This is a genomic window from Bifidobacterium choloepi (genome assembly GCF_010667615.1).
GTDB classification, from domain to species: domain Bacteria; phylum Actinomycetota; class Actinomycetes; order Actinomycetales; family Bifidobacteriaceae; genus Bifidobacterium; species Bifidobacterium choloepi.
The window spans coordinates 219,369-237,916 of sequence record NZ_VYSG01000001.1; the positions used below are offsets into that span (position 1 = coordinate 219,369).

15 protein-coding genes and 1 pseudogene are annotated in these 18,548 nt (G+C 57.7%); 7 read left to right on the plus strand and 9 right to left on the minus strand.

Translation table 11 applies throughout. The features are described 5' to 3' along the window. The first annotated feature begins 361 nt into the window (after positions 1 to 361). Positions 362 to 1,282 carry a site-specific integrase gene (locus F6S87_RS00970; RefSeq protein ID WP_163226813.1) on the plus strand — a complete coding sequence of 307 codons (921 nt, stop codon included), beginning with the start codon at positions 362 to 364 and terminating at the stop codon, positions 1,280 to 1,282. Between the two features lie 101 nt (positions 1,283 to 1,383). Continuing rightward, positions 1,384 to 2,451: a restriction endonuclease subunit S gene (locus F6S87_RS08665; protein ID WP_331270756.1), complete on the plus strand. Its 1,068-nt coding sequence runs from the start codon at positions 1,384 to 1,386 to the stop codon at positions 2,449 to 2,451. Positions 2,452 to 2,460: 9 nt separating this feature from the next. On the opposite strand, the gene F6S87_RS08670 is transcribed toward F6S87_RS08665, so the two are convergent. From F6S87_RS08670 to F6S87_RS00995, 4 genes are all read right to left on the minus strand, one after another. Next, the gene (locus F6S87_RS08670; RefSeq protein WP_163226814.1) at positions 2,461 to 3,636 is read right to left on the minus strand and encodes a restriction endonuclease subunit S; all 1,176 of its coding nucleotides are present in this window, start codon (positions 3,634 to 3,636) and stop codon (positions 2,461 to 2,463) included. Between the two features lie 51 nt (positions 3,637 to 3,687). Continuing rightward, positions 3,688 to 5,328 (minus strand): type I restriction-modification system subunit M, encoded by a 1,641-nt coding sequence (locus F6S87_RS00985; protein WP_163226815.1) that lies wholly within the window; start codon positions 5,326 to 5,328, stop codon positions 3,688 to 3,690. A 97-nt stretch (positions 5,329 to 5,425) separates the two neighbouring features. Further along, the gene (locus tag F6S87_RS00990; RefSeq protein ID WP_196779057.1) at positions 5,426 to 8,635 is read right to left on the minus strand and encodes a type I restriction endonuclease subunit R; all 3,210 of its coding nucleotides are present in this window, start codon (positions 8,633 to 8,635) and stop codon (positions 5,426 to 5,428) included. Beyond that, positions 8,625 to 8,837 carry a hypothetical protein gene (locus F6S87_RS00995; RefSeq protein ID WP_163226816.1) on the minus strand — a complete coding sequence of 71 codons (213 nt, stop codon included), beginning with the start codon at positions 8,835 to 8,837 and terminating at the stop codon, positions 8,625 to 8,627. The genes F6S87_RS00990 and F6S87_RS00995 overlap by 11 nt, the downstream gene beginning before the upstream one ends. Here F6S87_RS00995 and F6S87_RS01000 point away from each other — a divergent pair. The 3 genes from F6S87_RS01000 (at position 8,836) to F6S87_RS01010 (ending at position 11,366) form a co-directional block, all read left to right on the plus strand. Next, positions 8,836 to 9,933 (plus strand): TM2 domain-containing protein, encoded by a 1,098-nt coding sequence (locus F6S87_RS01000; RefSeq protein ID WP_163226817.1) that lies wholly within the window; start codon positions 8,836 to 8,838, stop codon positions 9,931 to 9,933. The two genes, F6S87_RS00995 and F6S87_RS01000, sit on opposite strands and share 2 nt — an antisense overlap. A gap of 330 nt (positions 9,934 to 10,263) precedes the next feature. Continuing rightward, positions 10,264 to 10,449, plus strand: a complete 186-nt coding sequence (locus F6S87_RS01005) for a hypothetical protein (protein WP_163226818.1) — start codon at positions 10,264 to 10,266, stop codon at positions 10,447 to 10,449. A 245-nt stretch (positions 10,450 to 10,694) separates the two neighbouring features. Then, positions 10,695 to 11,366, plus strand: coding sequence for an SIMPL domain-containing protein (locus F6S87_RS01010; RefSeq protein ID WP_163226819.1), 672 nt, complete (start codon positions 10,695 to 10,697; stop codon positions 11,364 to 11,366). Between the two features lie 55 nt (positions 11,367 to 11,421). On the opposite strand, the pseudogene F6S87_RS08915 reads toward F6S87_RS01010, so the two are convergent. The 3 genes and pseudogenes from F6S87_RS08915 to F6S87_RS01025 all read right to left on the minus strand — a co-directional run. Then, positions 11,422 to 11,541: pseudogene (locus F6S87_RS08915) on the minus strand (excalibur calcium-binding domain-containing protein); the annotation flags it as partial. A 337-nt stretch (positions 11,542 to 11,878) separates the two neighbouring features. Continuing rightward, positions 11,879 to 12,121, minus strand: coding sequence for a hypothetical protein (locus F6S87_RS01020; protein ID WP_163226821.1), 243 nt, complete (start codon positions 12,119 to 12,121; stop codon positions 11,879 to 11,881). 202 nt (positions 12,122 to 12,323) lie between these two features. Beyond that, positions 12,324 to 12,581, minus strand: a complete 258-nt coding sequence (locus F6S87_RS01025; RefSeq protein ID WP_163226822.1) for a hypothetical protein — start codon at positions 12,579 to 12,581, stop codon at positions 12,324 to 12,326. A gap of 389 nt (positions 12,582 to 12,970) precedes the next feature. Between F6S87_RS01025 and tnpB the strand changes: the two genes are divergently transcribed. Continuing rightward, positions 12,971 to 14,263: an IS607 family element RNA-guided endonuclease TnpB gene (tnpB, locus tag F6S87_RS01030; RefSeq protein ID WP_331270740.1), complete on the plus strand. Its 1,293-nt coding sequence runs from the start codon at positions 12,971 to 12,973 to the stop codon at positions 14,261 to 14,263. A gap of 244 nt (positions 14,264 to 14,507) precedes the next feature. After that, positions 14,508 to 15,905, plus strand: coding sequence for a TM2 domain-containing protein (locus F6S87_RS01035; RefSeq protein ID WP_163226823.1), 1,398 nt, complete (start codon positions 14,508 to 14,510; stop codon positions 15,903 to 15,905). A 116-nt stretch (positions 15,906 to 16,021) separates the two neighbouring features. Here F6S87_RS01035 and F6S87_RS01040 read toward each other — a convergent pair whose 3' ends face one another. Together F6S87_RS01040 and F6S87_RS01045 are read right to left on the minus strand one after the other, a co-directional pair. Continuing rightward, positions 16,022 to 16,960, minus strand: a complete 939-nt coding sequence (locus F6S87_RS01040) for a trimeric intracellular cation channel family protein (protein ID WP_163226824.1) — start codon at positions 16,958 to 16,960, stop codon at positions 16,022 to 16,024. Between the two features lie 170 nt (positions 16,961 to 17,130). Next, positions 17,131 to 18,258, minus strand: coding sequence for a branched-chain amino acid aminotransferase (locus tag F6S87_RS01045; RefSeq protein ID WP_163226825.1), 1,128 nt, complete (start codon positions 18,256 to 18,258; stop codon positions 17,131 to 17,133). Between the last annotated feature and the right edge of the window lie 290 nt (positions 18,259 to 18,548).

The window sequence follows — 18,548 nt, forward strand, 5'->3', positions numbered from 1 at the left end:
TGACATGAGTCGAATTATAGGCAAAACAAGAAAATGAATACCCAACCAGCCTGAAAGATGAGCGTCTTTCATTTAGCAACAGCGAGGGGATCTTCGTCTCCTTTGGCTTCCAAATCGCCTGAGACATAGATATCCCTCAAGAACAATATCGAGTGGCTGTCTACGAACATAGCAATAGCAGAGCCAAATGGTGCTCACCGAACCAACGAACGACCCTGCTGAAACCATGTATTCATCCGGCAAAATTATCAGAATATTTTTTGCTTTGGAGCCACCGCAGCTACTCCCCTACGCTCGGTTTCGTCCAATATCTGCCTATTTTCATGGCAGGTTCGTACACCTCTGAAAAAGGAGTTACACCGTGCATAAGAATCAGACACTTCATGCCTATTTCAAGGAGTGGATGGAAACATATAAGCTGGGCGCTGTTACTGATGTCACCTACCACAAATACGAAATCACCCATCGGAAAATCAAGGAGCTCGCCCCTGATCTTCGGCTCGGCAAAGTAACGAGACTCGAATATCAGAGACTGCTCAACCGGTACGCCAAGTCGCACGAGAAGCAGACGACGATGGATTTTCATCATCAGCTCAAGAGCGCGTTGTTGGATGCCGTCGAGGAAGGCATGCTTGGCAAGGATCCGACAAGACGAATCGTCATCAAGGGCACCATCTCGCGTAAACACAAGCCCAAGTTCCTCAATCAGCAAGAGTTGCAACAGTTGCTCGGCAAGCTCGACCTCGGCACTGAAATCAACTGGGACTACCTCATCCTGCTCATCGCCAAGACCGGACTCCGCTTTGCCGAAGCACTTGGACTGACGCCTGTCGACTTTGATTTCCAGCGCCAGACACTGTCGATCAGCAAGACCTGGGATTACAAGTCGCCGACCGGCAAGTTCGCCCCGACGAAGAATTCGTCGTCGATTCGCAAGATCCGTCTCGATTGGCAACTCGCCATGCAATTCAGCCAGTTGATCAAGAATCTGCCAGCAGACCAGCCAATCTTCATCAAGAACGATTCTCGCGTCTTCAACACCACCGTCAACGACAGACTTGAACGATTATGCGAACAGGCATCAGTGCCGACAATCTCATTGCACGGCCTTCGTCATACTCACGCCTCATTGTTGCTGTATGCCGGAGTCTCCACGGCGTCTGTCGCCAAACGACTCGGCCATTCCAACATGACTACAACACAGACAACATATCTGCATGTCATTCGCGAGCTTGAGCATCAGGATACCGACAAAGTCATGCAATTCCTGAGCACGCTGTAGCCCAATTCCAAATGGCTTCATCACACCTGTGACGAAGCCTTACTCTCTTCTGGGAACAGCGTAAGTTCGGAGACGTAATAGAAGATTATCTTGAAAAAACCATTGTCGAAAATCAATATCCGGTTTTGACATCTTCGCAACAAATGGGCGTAGTTTTGCAGAAAGACTATTTTGCTGATCATCAGGTAACTAGAGACAGTAATATTGGATACTACGTATTACCGATAGGCTACTTTACATATCGTAGTCGAAGCGACAATAACGTTTTTGTTTTTAATCGGAATAATGTGATAAACAAAGGAATTATTAGCTATTTCTATCCTGTTTTCAAGCCACGAAAAGTTGATTCCGATTTCTTGCTTTATAGGCTAAATACTGGCATGAGGCAACAATTAGAAAAGGCCGCTGAAGGAACGGGTCAACATGTTTTATCATTGAAAAAGTTTAAGCAAATGGAGGCTTTATTCCCAAACTTTAAAGAACAACAACAAATCGGTTTTTTCTTGGCTAAACTTGATAAAACTATCACTCTTCATCAGCGTAAGCTCGACCTCCTCAAGCAGAAAAAACAGTTCTTCCTGCAGGCTATTCTCTCCCAACAGCTGCGTTTCAAAGAATTCGCCGCACCCTGGGAAAAGGGCAAGCTGGCAGATTATTTCTCCGAACGCGACGAGAAGTCTTCTGACATGGAAATTCTATCTGTAAGCATGCGGAACGGAATCTATCCGGCATGCAATTCGGATAGGCATACGGACCCGGGTGCAAGCATAACGAATTACAAAGTCGTCCAAAAAGGAGATTTTGTCTACAACAGCATGCGACTTTGGCAAGGCGCTCTTGGCGCAAGCAACTACGAAGGCATAGTAAGCCCGGCCTATGTAGTGGCGAAGCCAAACTCAAATACCGTTTCTTCTTTCTTTGTGAGAAGTTTGAGTTCCCCGAAAATGCTCAATATATTTCTTCGCTATTCTCAGGGAAACTCAAAAGATACGTTGACACTTAAATACCCAGAATTTGCAAAACTCACGGTGGCGGTACCAGGTAGGAAAGAGCAGGAAATCATATCCAACCTATTTAATCTACTTGACCGCCTCGTCGCTCTCGGCCAGAAACAAATTAATCTCCTCGAACAGTTGAAGAATTATTATTTGCAGAATCTCTTTATTTGATGCCTAATTCTAGACAAAGAGGTTCTGCAAATGAAAAGCCTTCAACTGTTCTAAAAGTAACATTCGCTTCCGATGAAGGACAATAAGGTTATCAAGAACCTTGAAGAGTTTGCCTATGCTCCGTTGCTCATCCCTATCGAGCGGAACAGCAAAATTAGCTTGACTGACAAGAGACCAATCCGCTCTCGGCATTTTCGACCCTGAAGAAATATTAGCCAAGGAATCAAACTGATTTCCGCTGATAAGTCTATAAAGGAATGCTGGCTCAACATCCTTGGCTCTTAAAACCCAGAAATCTCCTACTGCTACACCTTCAAATGTGGCATGAAGCCAGTTATGCAAATAGGGACGCAACTTCCCGTATAAGATGTCTTCATATTGAAAATGAATTCCCTCCTTCTCTTGCCCTAACTCAGAAGTAGCTTTATTAAGCTCTCCGGATCCTGAAATAATATCTTCATATTCAACACGCGGCAGAGTCGATTTGACGAGTCTTTCACTAACTCTGGAAGCAAGCTGCCCCAGCTTACGTTGCTCCCAAGGAGCGGCGAATTCTTTGAAACGCAGCTGTTGGGAGAGAATAGCCTGCAGGAAGAACTGTTTTTTCTGCTTGAGGAGGTCGAGCTTACGCTGATGAAGGGTGATAACTTCATCCAAAAGCTGTAGCATCTGACCAATGCGTTGCTGCTCTGCGTCGGAGGGAAGATCCACTTCCAATCCTTTTATAATCTGCCCTGATAAGTTTCCTTGGCCACCTTGAAGATATGTTGAGATGATAGCCTTTTTGCTCTTCAGCAACCATTGAAGGAGATACTCTCTCTTAACCTTTGAAATGGGTAGAATTGCAAGAACAGCTTGATTGATGGCTCCTTCTACCTTACTGATCCCAACCTCTCCACTTGTCGCCCCATAAAGAGCATATAGAATATCTCCCTTGGCGACCATACGGGCAGATGAATTGCCCAGCCCTTCTTTTGTTAGATAAAGCTCCGTGGAATCCGAGTTGATTTCGGCAGACCTTATGAAGGGGATTGACCCGCCGTAGTATTCTGTTTTCCCCACCGTGGGAGTTCCTCCAGAATAGGTTTCAGCAATCTCAGAAAGCTTACGCTGTTCCCAAGGATCAGTGAACCCCTTGAAACGTAGCTCTGGTACCAGTTTCTTGTTCTCGTCATTCTTCGACATCGTCATCACCTCAAAAGATTCGTTACGTTTACCATCAACAAGACACGGCCGTCACAGCAGATGATCGTTCTTGTGCTTCTCCGGATCGGTCCAGACCAGATCGGCGATCATGGCTTCGAACTGGGCAGTCAGATCGGCGATTTCCTTGTCGACTTCAGCGAGCTGACGGTTCACCTCGTTGATGTCGATCGGCTCTTCTTCTTCGAACGTGTCGACGTATCGCGGAATGTTGAGGTTGTAGTCGTTCTCCTTGATTTCGTCGAGCGTGGCCACATGGGCATACTTCTCGACGTCTTCGCGAGCGCCGTATGTCTTGATGATCTTGTCGATGTCTTCTTCGCGGAGATGATTGCGGTTCTTGTTCTTTTCGAAGTCCTTGGAGGCGTCAATGAACAGGACGTCCGTGTTCGTGCGGTTCTTGGCGAAGACGAGCACGACCGTGGGGATGCCGGTTGAGTAGAAGAGGTTGGCGGGCAGGCCGATGACGGCGTCGAGGTAGTTCTTGTCGATGATGGCCTTGCGGATGGTTCCTTCGGCGGCTCCACGGAAGAGGACGCCGTGTGGCAGGACGATGGCCATGCGGCCGGTGTCTTTCAGGTGGTAGAGGCCGTGTTCCACGAAGGCGTAGTCGGCCTTGGTCTTCGGTGCGAGCTTGCCGTAGTCCTTGAAGCGGGGATCCTTCATCTTGCTTGCATTGTTGTCCCAGTGCTGGGAGTATGGCGGGTTGGCGACGACGCCGTCGAACAGGAGCGGGTAGTCGATGCCGTTGGTGTCGGCACTGTCCGGCCAGTCCATTTCGAGGGTGTCCGCGTTGCGCAGTGTCATTCGGTCGTAGCGGACGCTGTGCATCATGAGGTTCATTCGTGCCAGGTTGAAGGTGGTGCTGTTGAGTTCCTGACCGTAGAATTGCACGATTGGCTTGTTGCCGTCGATTTGGGGCATTTCGGATTCGACGGTGAGCAGTAGCGAACCCGATCCCATGGTTGGGTCGTAGACGGAGAATTCGTCGGCTACTTCCCTGTCTTTCTCGCGTCCGTAGCTGACGAGCTTGGCGAGGATGCGCGAGACTTCGTGCGGCGTGTAGAATTCTCCGGCCTTCTTGCCGGAGTTGCCGGCGAATTCCGCGATGAGGTATTCGTAGACGTCTCCGAGGATGTCGTGGCCGTTGTCGTCGATGAACTGGATGCCGTTGATCTTGTCCATCAGAGTTGCCAGGCTCTTGGCGCGTTCGTTGGTGTTGTTGCCAAGCTTGGAGTCGTTGAGGTTGATGTCGTCGAAGACGTGCGAGAAGTCTGCTTCGGCGTTCTTGTTGAGTTGCGTGTTCCGGTTGAAGCGGATGAGCATCTCCTGGAAGTCTTCGGGCTTGAGTGTCTGGTTCTGGATTTTTCCGATGAGAGATTCCCATGTGTATTCGGGGTCGATGGCGTAGCCGAGTTCGTCGCTGAGGTTTTCGCGCCAGTCATCGAGTTCCTCGCCGGTCGCTTCCCGGACATAGGCGGCGTTGACCGTTTCACTGTCCCGCACGTCGAGCAGGCCGCTGTCGACAAGATAGTGTTCCTGATATTCGGAGAGGTACCGGTAGAAGATGAAGCCGAGAATGTAGTTCTGGTACATGGAAGCGTCCATCTTGCCTCGCAGGGCGTTTGCCATGTCCCAAAGCTGCGATGTCAATTGCTTCGCGGAACCCGCCATTGTCTGTACTCCTTCGCATATCCGAACTTACGCTCAGTCTAGGCGTAAGCTTAGCGGTTTCATCTTCGTTACGCCTTTTGCCTGATCATCGGCGATTTTATTCGCCGTAGTGGTTGACAATGTAGTCGGCGAATTCGCGGAAGGCCTTTTTCAGGCTGGTGTTGTACTTGATCTTGGATAGCTTGCGAATGTCTTCGTCCGCGGCGTCTTCCTTGTAGTATTTCTGGGCTTCCGTTACCAGGTCGGTGAGTTCGTTGCCGAGGTTAGTGTCGTCGTCTCCGACAACATGGCGTTCCAGCATCTTGTCGATCAGGAAATTCGCGGTGACGATGTCCACCAGTCCCCACTTTTCCTTGAATTTGAGGATGGCGCGGCGTCGGCTCTGGCCCGCTACGTTGCGAACGATTTCCGGAACATCATCGGCCTCGACGGGATAGGAGACGTCATCGAGTTCCATGCTGCCGTCGACAATGCCCGAAGCGACGGCCTTGTACTGTTCCGCCTGCTTGCGGTCGGGAAGCTGGTCGATGGCACGAACCACGCGCTGGAAGGCGTTTTCTGTATTCTCGTCATCGCCACTGTGTTTGCAGTTGATGAGTGCGGCAAGCAGTTCGTTGATGTAGTCGTAGTTGATTTCCACTTCGGCGATGTGCTGGACCGAGAAGTCCAAGTCGACGGGAAGGTCTTCTTCGCCGGAGCGTTCCTGTATGCGACGCTTGACGTCAAGGACATAGCCATACACGCGATGTTCGTCATCTGCCGTCAATCCGAGTTGTTCCAGCAGGAGCTCGGGTCGGTCATAGTCGTAGGAATCATCTTCCTTCAATTTGCCGACGAGACCGTTATACCGAGCGTACTCGGTGAGGAGTTTCTGCTGTGCCGCTTCGCTCGGAGGAATCTGCGTGAAATTGTCGGTCAGCTCGGCAAGAGACTCGACGACTTCCCTGGCCTCGTCGACAAGAACAGCATGGTCCTTGGCGAGCAGACCTTCGTCCTTGAGTGCTTCGCCAATAGTGCCCTGCACCAAGGCCGAATCACGGTTGGCATATACCGCGAGCGCGGCGTCCATGAGTTTCTTGGAGGTTTGTGGCCAGCGGTAGTTGACGATGCGTCCGTTGGGCTTGTCGTCGAAGTTGTCGATTCGGTTGGTGCGCGAGTAGGCCTGGATAAGGTTGGCGCCGGAGAGGGTGCGGTCGACGTAGAGGGTGTTGACCATCTTGGCGTCGAAACCGGTCAGGAGCTGGTCGATGACGATGCAGATGTCGAGTTTCTCGCCTTCGGCTTCGCCCTTGAGTCGCTGGGTGACGTCGGAGAAGTACTGGTCGACGGTGGTGTCGTCGAATGCAGTGCCGAAGGTGGCGTTGTAGGTTTCGATGGCGCGGCGTAGTCCGTTGTTCTTGGCGACCATGGAGTCACTGTTGTCGGTGGCATAGGAGAAGGTGACGGCGACGTTGAGGGGTCGTTTGCCTTCGTCGATGAGTTGCTGGTTGCGTTTCTGGAATTCATCGAAGTACATCATGGCCATGTTGGCGGAGGGTTTGCCGCCGCCGACGTGGGTGGTGAGCATGGCGCTGTAGCGTCCGTCGTGGGAGCGGTTGCGCCAGTGCTTGAGAATATCGTCGACGACGGCCTTGACGTGGTCGTGGTTGTCGTCGTAGATGCCGGAGTCGATGTAGTCGTCGACTTCGTCAGGACTCATGCGGGCGATCTTGTGTTCGATGCGGTTGTCGTCCCAGTCCGGATAGCGACGCTTGATGAGTTCGGGCAGGAGCTGTTCCTTGATGTCGTCTTCGTCGATGGTGTTTTCGAAGTCGACCTTGAAGCCGAGGACGTTGCGGTCGGCGATGGCTTCTCGGATGGTGTAGGCGTGGATGAGGTCGCCGAAGACTCCATGGGTCATGTCGCCGTCGAATACCGGTGTGCCAGTGTAGCCGACCCATGCGGATTGCGGGAAGGCATGCTTGATCTGTTCCATCATCGGACCGTTGGTCGACCGGTGGGCTTCGTCGACGATGAAGACAATGTTCTGATCGGGTGCCTTGAAGTTCTTGCGGGAGACGAGGCGGGACAGTTTCTGGATGGAGGTGACGATGATGGAGTTGGCCTTGAGGCGACTCTTGAGTTTTCTGGCCAGTTCTCCGGTGTTGTTGGTGTCGACGATGACTCCTTCGCCGTTTTCCTCGCTGGTGTCTGGATCGTAGGCCTGATACTTTTCGTAGGTCTGGTCGGTGAGGGCGATGCGGTCGACGACGAAGACGACCTTGTCGACGTTGGGCAGGCGGGAGGCGAGCCATGCCGTCTTGAAGCTGCTGATGGTCTTGCCCGAGCCGGTGGTGTGCCACACGTAGCCGACTTCCTGATTGCCACCGACACCGAAGACATGGGTGCGCAGCTTGTCGATGACGCGACGGGTGGCATACACCTGATAGGGCCGCATGACCATGAGGTTCCTGTGATGCGGATCGCTGTCGAGGATCATGTAGTTGGTGGCCATCTGGTGTGCCATGGGAATGGACAGCATCAGGTTGCAGAATTCCTTCCAGTCCGAGACCGGCTTGCTGTCGTGTTCACGCTGCCAGCGGAAGGCGAAGGCGAGGTTGAAATTCTCGGCGGTCGTGTTGGCCATGTACCGGGCCATGTGCGGTGTCATGCCGACGAAGATCTGTACCGTCGAGTAGATCTCGGAGAAGGCGCCGACCTGTATGTACTGGTGGATCTGGTTGAGTGCTTCGATGGCGTCGTGGCCATCGAATTTTTCCTCGATGTGAATGATCGGCAGGCCGTTGATAAGCAGGGTGGTATCGAACCTGCTGTCCTTGCGCCCGGCCTGCACGTGCGGGCGCTGGATCTGGTTGACGATCTGGTAGACGGTGTTGCCGGCGCCGACCTGATCCTGGTCGAAGACCGTGAGGAAAGCATGGCCGTTAGGAGCGGCGTCATTGGGTTCATCCCTCTCGATTTCGACCTGGGTGACGCCGTTCATGCCGTAGATCCAGCGTCCGGCATCATATGGTGTCTTGAGACTGCTGATTACTGTCTTGATCTGTGCGAATTCATTGTCGGTGAGGGGTTGGCCGCCGAGCTTGTCCGCATTGTTGCGGTTGAGGATGGTCCGGAAGTTGTTCCACAGTCCGTCGATGGTCTTGATGCCTGGCTCATATCGCCACTGCTTGGTTCCGCCAATCGACTCGAGATAGTGGATCAGTTCCTCTTCGAACTCCGCTTCGTTTTTCATGCCATCCCCTTGTCCTGGATTCACGCTCCATTTAAGCACGAATCGTTCATCATCATCCTCGTCATAATTCAAATAATCCCCGGCTTTCTAGAGCAGGATCAAATTGCGTAACCGAATCGTGCCAGCCATCAATACCCCAATTCAGCCTTTCACTGATCTTTCTTTTCATGCACGGCAAGACATACGTATCGTTCCAGTTGGAACGCAACGGCAGACTCGACGCTTCAGTTCGGCGACCGGAAACGTTCCGGAAAGAGGGTTCGAACTTCATCATGACCTCATCCGACACCAATCCAGACCAGCAACCGATTTCCGGCGACGGGACGGATCGTCAACCCGACATCAGCGAACAACCGACGCAACAATACGTCCGGCCAACGCAGCCGCAGCAATACCGGCAGCCAGCCCACGCTCCGCAGCTGACCATCCAGCAGCAACCTGTTCGTCAGCAGTATCCGCAGCAGCCGTACCGGCAGTCTCCATACCAGCAGCAGTATCGGCAACCGTACGGCCAGCCCGGCGTGCCGATGGGTAACGTGCCGCCGACACAGGGCATGCCACCAATGCAGCAGCTACCGGATACCAGCAGCCTGCCACCGACCAATCCGATCGGACTTGATTTCATCTTCACGCTGGCCGGCGCCATCCTGGCGACGATCGCCATGTTCGTGCCGGTCGAGGAATACACGTCAGGCTACGGCAGCTATTCCTATTCGTATTCCCTCGCCGACATGCTCGGCGCCATATGGCCGCTGACGCTGCTCATCATCATTCCGATCGGCTGCGCCATCGTCGCCGTGTTCGGCATGCTGCAGCGCCGCCAGATGTTCGCGCCGATCTGCTCGGCCATCGCGGCGGTCTTCTTCGGCTTCCTGCTATCCCTCGCCGTCGTCGAGATCCGCACGAGCAGCGGCTCGACGTACGGTTTCGGCATGTTCCTGCTCGTCATCGGCACCGGCTGCCTGATTGCCGGCACCGCCCTGTTCTGCCAGCAGGAAGAGCAGCTACGCCGCGAGCGCTTCGATTCCTATGCCGACGAGGTCCGTCATGCGCTGGAGGAACAGCGGCTTCGCAACGGTGACGATTCGCCCGTCACCGACGCCGACCTTGCCCCGTATCTCAAGTCGAAGAGCAAGCTGATCGCCGGCTTCACCGGCCTGTTCCTCGGTGCGTTCGGCATCCACAACTTCTACCGCGGCCGCCGGATTCGCGCGTTCATCCAGCTCGGCATTACCGTTGTCGGCGCGGCGACGATCATCGCGCCGGTCGCGATGGGCATCTGGGGGTTCGTCGAGGGTGCCGCGATCATGTGCTCCCGGCCCGGTTCCTCCTGGCATCGTGACGCCCGCGGCATCGAGCTGCACGACTGAGAGATTCCTACAATCCCTCGCACATAAGACCAAACGCCGGATTTAAAGTGCCCATGCATTAGTAAAAAACATCAAAAAGATTGTTTTTGCTAGTGTATGAGCACTTTTGACAACGAGAGACGGATCGGAAATCGACCTTGCAGACTTGTCGCTAGACAGCGAATGAACGAGACAACTCGTGGATGACGGCTTTGGTCTTTTCTCTAAGCCAACCATGTCTCCATGATGAAAAGAACACGGCAAAAATAACGACAACATCGCTTTTTTATTCTTTACCACCTTGGTGCTCCTAGAAAGGAATGCAAATAACAAAGAGAGAAGGAGGAACCCATGGGTTGGGTATGGGTTGTCATTGCCGTTATTCTGCTTGGTGTTGGCGGCTGGTATGCGCACGAGTACGCGCTCGACAGGAAGGCCGCGAAGCTCTCCAAGGGCAACGACGAGGATCGACAGCTGGCGAAGGACATGCAGGACATTGCCCGCAAGATCGACGAAGGCAAGTATCTGTATCGCTGAGACCGTTGAGACAAAACAGGCTCCTTCCCAAGCTCGCGTATGGCGAATCTCACGTGTGGCGGGAAAAGTCATAGCTGCGCCTTTTCCATGCAGTAATGCAACGGAAAATACTGAAGAGCGTTGTCGCGATGCCGGTGCGTCGATGCCGGTGCGTCTCCATTGAATCGGGCTGGACGATTGGCTTCCGGAAGAGATGCGAAGGGTAGAATCATCTTCTTTTATTGAGTTGAGCAAAGGAGCGAAGCATGACAGACAATCGCATGATCACGGTCAAGGGCGTTGCGAAGCTGACACTACCGCCGGACGAGACCGCCGTAAGAATCGGACTGACAGGCACCGACGCCGACTATCGGTGCACGGTCGAACAATCCGCCGAGGATTTTCAAGAGGTCAGGGAAGCATTGGAGGCGCTGGGATTCGGGAACGACGATCTCAAGACGACGCGGTTCGACATCAGCCCGAAGCGCGAACAGGTTCGCGGCGACGATCACGAGTGGAAATGGGAGCAGACAGGATTCCAATACCGGCATGATGCAGTCCTCGTATTCAATATCGACAACGAGAAACTGGGACAGGTACTCCATGCACTGTCACAGTGCGAATCCCATCCGGCAATCGATGTCGATTTCGGCCTGCATGACGAGGGAACCGCCAAGGACCTGCTGATCACAACAGCTGTTCACGATGCCGCTCGCAAGGCGCAGGCGCTCGCGAAGGCCGCCGACGTGACGCTGGGCGAGATTGCCGACATCGAATACAGCTGGACTGATATCGAGTTCAGGAGCACGCTCATGTCCTACGATTCCGTGCCGGCGGCAGCCGAATGCTTCGATGCGCCGCACCTGCTGGACATGGATATCACGCCGGACGACATCAAGGTCTCCGATTCCGTAGTCGTCAGGTGGAGGATCGAATAATCTGGCATGTCGCAATTCCGTGGTGCGACCACGGCATTGTGACATGTTGATGGAATCATTCGCAGGCGATGCCGTCATTGTCGCGGTCGAGGGCGCTGCGGTAGCCGGGATCGCCGCGGTAGAGCGGGGCGACGCCTGCTTCGCGGGCGACGGTGCAGTTCTTGTAGTAGACATCGCCGGATGAATCGTTCGACGTTGAAGAGCCAGAGCTCGACGACCCGGACGATCCGGAGGACCCCGACGAATTCGAAGTCCCCAATGAGTCCGGCGAAGACGAGGACGACGAACCCGACGTGCCGGCCGCACCGGTCACGTTCGCCGGGTCCACGGCACCGTCGTCAGCCGGCACGGTCTAGGCGGGGCAGGACGCGAGGATGTTACGTGCTTATGGAGAATCGGCGCCCTTCACCCTCCATAAGCACGTGAATGGCAGGCGAAACATGCGGGCTTATGGATAGTGGACAGGCGTCACTATCCATAAGCCCGCATTGCAGCGCCACGGCGTCACGGCGTCACATCTGCGATGCCCAGATGTCCCCTTCGTCATCGGCCTCGTCTTCGTCGGCGTCGCGGTCGGCGCGGATCTTGTCGAGGACGGCGAGCACGCAGAACGCAGCGGAGGCGCCTAGGTCGAGCCAGCCGGCGGCCTTCTTGCCCTGCTTGAAGTTCGCGAGCGCGCCCATCAGCGACGCGGTGGCGCCGGCGACGGAGACGGCGCAGTCGAGGTACTTGCAGTTCTTGATCTTCTCGAGCATGACGGTGTCCTTTCGTCTCGATTGGGGCCGATTGTACTCCGCCCGTGCGGGGACGGACCGCCTGCGTTCACGGTTCCGTGATCGAAGGCGGTCGAATGGGACAACGTCATCCGGTTTTGTATGGCGCGGGTCAGTTTCGTGCGGGTTTGTTCCGGCGGCCGGCGCCGATCGGGAGTCCCGGATCCCGGACCGGATGCCTGGCCTAGACGCCGAAGGAGGGCGTGCGGCGGACGCCGGCGCACATCGAGCAGACGCAGCGGCGCAGGCGGCCGAGCGTGCGGTCTTCGAGTTCCTCGATCGTGCGGGCGTGGACGCCGTGGGCGCACAGGTCGTCGGCGCAGCTGTCGGAGGCGCAGAAGCCGGTCATCAGCGACAGGCGGTACATCGTGCTGTCCTCGTCGGGTTCGCGCACGCACAGGATGCAGTCGGCAATTCGCTTGAGTCGGTTGGGCAACATCATCGGGGGATCTTCTCCTCGGTCAATCGTCGTTGAATGGTCGGGGAAATCGGCATGGGCGGCGTAGCGGGGATCGCCGATTCGTCTCGGCGGCCGCGACCGTGCACTTTTTCCTCGGGACAGTCAACCATGGGCATCGCGCGCCGGCAATGCTCCGGTGGACATCTTGACACGATGTGCACAAACAGTGGTTCTGGCCGGTTCGTCGCCGGTCTCGCGGCGCCGGCGATGCAGTGGCCATCGTCTCGTCGTCCCGGCAGGGTTGCAACCTGCTAACTTTTGCATTTGTTTCCGCTTGTTTTCCTTCGTCTCCGTTTGTTTGCCCGTACCTCATATGGGAGGTACAATGACGGTAGAACATTTGTTCGACTAGTGGGCGAGGGAGGCGGACCGTGCTCAGGGGCGTCAAGGTCAAGCTCGATCCGTCTCCGCGTCAGGAGGCGATGTTGCGTTCCCATGCGGGGGCTGCGCGGTTCGCGTTCAATTTCATGCTCGCCCTGGTGAAGGCGTCGTGCGCCGGCCGTGTCCGTCCGTTCGGCTGGTCCCGGGCGGAATTGCGGCGTGTCTGGAATGCGTGGAAGCCGGACGTGGCTCCGTGGTCGGCGAACAACTCGAAGGAAGCGTATTCGTATGGCGTCGAGTGTCTCGCGAACGCCCTGAAGAACTGGAAGGACTCGAAAAGCGGCAAGCGCAAGGGTCCGAAGGTCAATTTCCCGAAGTATCGCAAGCGCAACAGGCACATGAAGTTCGCGTACACCACCGGCTGTTTCGGCCTGATCGAGGGTGATCCGAAGGCGTTGAAGCTGCCGCGTATCGGCCGGGTGCACTGTTTCGAGGATGTCGAGAGACGTGTCGCCGACGGCAGGGTTTTGCGCATGACCGTATCGTGCACGGCCGGTGAATGGTATGCGGCGTTGACCGTCGAATACCCCGACCCGATTATTCCAGTGAAGACGGGCGACAATACGGTCGGCGTCGATCTTGGCGTGAAGACCCTCGCCACGCTTTCCGACGGCACTGTCGTCGAGAACCCGAAGCATTACCGGCGTAACGAGCGCAGGTTGCGTCGGGCCAGCAAGCGCATGTCCCGCCGCCAGGGGCCGACACCGGGTCGCAGGCCGTCGAAACGGTGGTCGAGGGCGAAGCGGTCGGTGCAGAAGATTCAGGCGACGACCGCCAGCCGGCGTCGCGACGTGATCTGGAAGACCGCCGGCATGATCGCCCGTTCGCATGACCGGGTGGTGCTGGAGGACCTGAACGTGGCGGGCATGAAACGCAACCGTCACCTGTCCAAGGCCGTATCGGACGCGGCGATGGGCATGCTCTCCCACGCCATACAAGTGAAATGCGCCCAGTACGGGACTGTTCTGGTCGTGGCCGACCGATGGTACCCATCCTCGAAAACATGCAGCAGGTGCGGGACGGTGAAAGCCAAGCTGACCCTCGCCGAGCGCGTGTTCGTGTGCGACAACCCCGACTGCGAGTACGCCCATAAGGGCGTTGACCGTGACTGGAACGCCGCCTGTAACCTGAAAAACTATCACGTCGCCCCGAGTGCCGGTGGAGACGCTAAACGCGCGCGGAGCGCCGGCAAGACGACCGCCCCTCGGGGCGGCAACGCACGGCACGAAACCCCCGATCCGGGAACAGAAACGCGAACCAAGCAGAACCATCAGCGTTCATAAGACTTGGAGCCTCCCCACCGCAAGGCGAGGGAGTACAACATGGTTTTAGTTTTTCGTTGGGCAAACAAACGAAAACAAAGTCAGTTGCAACGGGCGTGTACATTCGTGCGGCAAATGCCGGACGAATCGTTCGAAGACGCCGGCCGGTTTGAAATTCCGCCGTTCTTGGCATAGGTTGGTACTGTTTTGTCCTTTCACCGGCCGGACAGGGATGCCGCGGTCGGCTCCCGAACGAAGGTGACCGATGTCTTCACCCAATTCCGATGATTCCCGGCGGGATCGTCCGTCGAACGACTCCGCCGACGACGAACAGGCGCGCCGCTCCCCTGTCGAGGCGCCGACGCAGGCGATCCGCAAGCCCCGCAAGCAGCAGGGGCGCCAGTCTCAGCAGCAGTCCGGCCGCCAGTCCCAGCAGGGTCGTCAGTCGAGTCAGCCCCAGCAGTCGAAGCAGTCGGTCCAGTCAGGCCAGTCCCGTGCGCCGCAGCAGCAGTCGCGTCAGCAGCAGTCGCATGCTCCGCAGCGGTCGTCGGCTGCACGGCAGTCGCAGGCGTCTGGCGAGCAGCCGCGTTCGTATCCGGTGACGCGCGAGCATGTCGTCCGGCCGACGGTCAGGCCGCAGACTGGCTCGCAGGCGGAGGCCGCACGGCAGGAGCCGCGACCGTCGCAGCCGTCGTATTTCCCGCCGTCGAACCAGTTCGCCGCCGCCGGCGGACAGCCTGCCAGCCAGTACGCCGCTCCGGCGTCCAACGGGAACCAGTATGCGTCCGCCGGCCGCTTCGGCACCCAGTTCGCCGGACGGCCGGCCGGCTACGCGGGAATGGCCGGCATGCCCGGTTCGCTGGCCACGCAGCAGGTCGGCGTCGACGTCATCGCCTGCGGCATCGGCACCGTGCTGGCCGTCATCGGCCTGTTCGTGCCGATCATCGCGATGTCGGCGGTCATTTCGTCCACCGGTTACGTCGCGGCGACGAACCTGTCGGTGGCGACGATGTTCGGCGGCTTCGGCGCGCTGCTGGTCGCCATACCGATCGTCCTCGGCGTCATCGGCTTCATCGGCATCATGCAGGCGAACAGTCGCATCGGACTCGTGTGCACGGTGCTCGCCGCCATCTTCAACGGCTGCTACCTGACGACGGCCGCGTCGTTCGTGATCTACCAAAGCTATGTGGCGCGGTTCGGCATGTTCCTGCTCGCGCTCGGCATTCTCGGCCAGGTCATCGGCGCCGCGTTCCTGAGCAAGGCGAACGAAACGGCGAAACTGCGCAAGTACGGCAGCTACCGCGCGATCGTCGTCGCCGCGCTGAAGAAGGATCGCGCCGGCAGCCTGCACGATTCTTCCGGCGCGGCCACGTCCGGCATCGAGATCTCCGACGCCGACCTCGCGCCGTATCTCAAGCCGAAAAGCAAGCTCGTCGCCGGATTCGCCGGCGTCTTCGCCGGCATGTTCGGCGTGCACAACTTCTACCGCGGCCGCCGCATCCGCGGCGCCATCCAGCTCGGCGTGACGCTGGTCGGTGCTGCCACGATCATCGCGCCGGCCGCAATGGCCATCTGGGGACTCGTCGAGGGCGTCTGCATCCTGTGCGCCGACCCCGGCAGCGGCTGGCGAATCGATTCCCGCGGCATCGAAATGCACGACTAGCCGTCGTCTCGGCCTGCGGCCGCCGGCTGGTTCCGACTTTCTTCCTGCCTCTCATGTCACAGGCCCGAGCTTGCAAGCTCGGGCCTGTGACATGAGAGGCAGGTTGTCCATGCCGTTCATTTCTTGCCGTCGGAGGACACCACGCGCATGACGCGACGGTCCTCTTCGGCGTCGGAAGCCTTCAAGTCGGGATCCTCGAAGCGGAACGATCCGGTCGACGTGACCGACGTCCTGATGCCGTTGCCGGCCGCCGTTTTCCTCTCCGGTGTTTTCCTCGACTCTTCCCCGCCGCCGGCCACCGGCACCATGCCGGAGGACGTCGACTCGAAAGCCGGGTCGTCGGTCGGCTTGCCGCGGTGATGGACTTCGCGCACGAGGATGCGCCTGGGCAGGTGGACGTGCGTGCGCTTCATCGCGCCGGGCACCGTGATGTTGAACTTGACGGAGATGACGCGCAGCACGACGACGAGGACGACGATCACGACGTCAAGCGCGAACTCGGTCTGGAACGTGATCTTCTTCGCTTCCTCCCAGCGCCAGACGACGACGGTCAGGAAGCTGCCGATGACGGCCGGAATGATGTACCAGTGCCGGTCCTTGATGACCTGCGGCACCTCGTTGAGCAGCATGTCGCGGATCATGCCGCCACCCATCGCCGTGAACGTGCCGAGGAAGACGGCCGTCAGCGACGTCGTCGAGTACATCAGCGCCTTGCTGGCGCCGTTGACGGCGAACAGGCCGAGGGCCAGCGCGTCGATGATCAGCATCGACCACTTGAGCTCGTCGACTTCCGGATGGATGATCGCGACGACGATGCCGGCGCCGAATGCCGTGAGCACGTAGCCGAGGTTGGAGACGCCGACCGGCGGCAGCGCGCCGAGGAAGACGTCGCGGATCAGGCCGCCGCCGAGGGCCGTCAGCCAGGCGGTGATGATGATCGTCAGGATGTCGTACTGCTTGCGGATGGCCGCCATGCCGCCGGACATGCCGCAGAAGAACACGGCCAGGTATTCGATCATCTGGAAAAACGGACTGGTCTGCAGCGCAATGCCCATGCTTCGCTCCCCCTCGGTGCCCAATTGCCCAATGACGTTCGTTCAATGGCGGCCATGATACTCCGGCCGCCCGTCCGCGCCAACAGGCCATGTCGCGCAAACAAAACATGTCACGGTCCCGTGCTTCAAGCACGGGACCGTGACATGGTACGGGGAATGGCTGGACGGTCTCAGCAGACCTTCCACATCCAGTTGTGCGGATCCTCGATCTCGCCCATCTGGATGCCGAGGAGCTGCTCGCGCAGCTTCGTCGTCAATTCGCCCGGCTTGCCGCCGTTGACCTCGATGTCGAACTTGTCCGACTTGAAGCGGCCGATCGGCGTGATGATGGCGGCGGTGCCGCAGGCGAAGACCTCGGTGACCTCGCCGGACTTGATGTCCTCGAGCAGCTGGTCGAGCTCGATCATCGTCTCGACGACGTCGCGGCCCTCGTCGGCCATGAGCTGGATCAGCGAGCGGCGGGTGACGCCCGGCAGGATGTTGCCGTTGAGGCTCGGCGTCTCGACGTGACCGTCCTTGTGGACGATCATCATGTTCATGCCGCCGAGTTCCTCGAGATATGTCTTGGTGGCCGCGTCGACGAAGCAGACCTGCTCGCAGCCCTGCGCGATGCCGCGGTATTCGCCGAGCAGCGACGCGGCGTAGTTGCCGCCGCACTTGGCATAGCCGGTGCCTCCGGGGCCGGTGCGGAAGAACTGGTCCTCCACCCAGATGCTGACCGGCTTGAGGCCGCCGGTGAAGTACGGGCCGGACGGCGAGGCGATGACGCAGTAGTCGACCTCCTCCGGGGCGCGCACGCCGAGGAACGGTTCGGACGCGAACATGAACGGACGCATGTACAGCGTGTATTCGCGGCGCGACGGCACCCAGGCGCGGTCTTCCTTGATGAGCGCGGCGACCGAGCCGAGGAAGTCGTCGACGGGCAGCTGCGGCAGGTACAGGCGCTCGGCCGAGTTCTGGAAGCGTTCGGCGTTGGCGTCCGGACGGAACAGCCAGGTGGAGCCGTCGGCGTGGCGGTAGGCCTTGAGGCCCTCGAAGATTTCCTGGGCGTAGTGCAGGACCGAGGCGCCCGGGTCGAGCTTGAGCGGCGCGTACGGCTCGATGCGACGGTCGCCCCAGCCCTCGCCCTTCGTCCACGTCATGTGCGCCATGCTGTCGGAGAAGACCTGGCCGAAGGCCGGCTTGTCGATGATGTCGGCGCGCTTGGCGTCGGAGGCCTTGTTCGGGTTGGGCAGGACGGTGAAGTTCGCCGCGAGGGCGTCGAGTTCGGCCGGATCATGATGCGATTCGTAAGTCATTGATCACTCTTCTTTGCAAACTTGCTGCGATGGTTGGCTGCCGGCGGTCATGGTGACGGGCTTGTGGCCCCGGGGATGGCCGGCCGATTGGTTCCCCACTTTGGCACAGCATCGTGTTCGCGGGGTGACGAAGTTCACATTCTGAAAGGGACGATCGGCATCGTTCCGCCATTTTGACCGCATCGTGGAACGGCAAGGTTGTTCCGTAAGCGAAGCGGGTCCGCCCCGGCGATGCCGCCGACCGGTGGTCGGCATGGCATCGCGGGACGGACCCACTTAGATATAAAAAG

Coding starts and splice junctions, on each gene's coding strand:
- F6S87_RS08670 (WP_163226814.1), bottom strand. CDS start 3,636: ATGTCGAAGAATGACGAGAACAAGAAACTGGTACCAGAGCTACGTTTC.
- F6S87_RS00985 (WP_163226815.1), bottom strand. CDS start 5,328: ATGGCGGGTTCCGCGAAGCAATTGACATCGCAGCTTTGGGACATGGCA.
- F6S87_RS01000 (WP_163226817.1), top strand. CDS start 8,836: ATGACCTCATCCGACACCAATCCAGACCAGCAACCGATTTCCGGCGAC.
- F6S87_RS00995 (WP_163226816.1), bottom strand. CDS start 8,837: ATGATGAAGTTCGAACCCTCTTTCCGGAACGTTTCCGGTCGCCGAACT.
- F6S87_RS01005 (WP_163226818.1), top strand. CDS start 10,264: ATGGGTTGGGTATGGGTTGTCATTGCCGTTATTCTGCTTGGTGTTGGC.
- F6S87_RS01010 (WP_163226819.1), top strand. CDS start 10,695: ATGACAGACAATCGCATGATCACGGTCAAGGGCGTTGCGAAGCTGACA.
- F6S87_RS01020 (WP_163226821.1), bottom strand. CDS start 12,121: ATGCTCGAGAAGATCAAGAACTGCAAGTACCTCGACTGCGCCGTCTCC.
- F6S87_RS01025 (WP_163226822.1), bottom strand. CDS start 12,581: ATGATGTTGCCCAACCGACTCAAGCGAATTGCCGACTGCATCCTGTGC.
- F6S87_RS01035 (WP_163226823.1), top strand. CDS start 14,508: ATGTCTTCACCCAATTCCGATGATTCCCGGCGGGATCGTCCGTCGAAC.
- F6S87_RS01040 (WP_163226824.1), bottom strand. CDS start 16,960: ATGGGCATTGCGCTGCAGACCAGTCCGTTTTTCCAGATGATCGAATAC.
- F6S87_RS01045 (WP_163226825.1), bottom strand. CDS start 18,258: ATGACTTACGAATCGCATCATGATCCGGCCGAACTCGACGCCCTCGCG.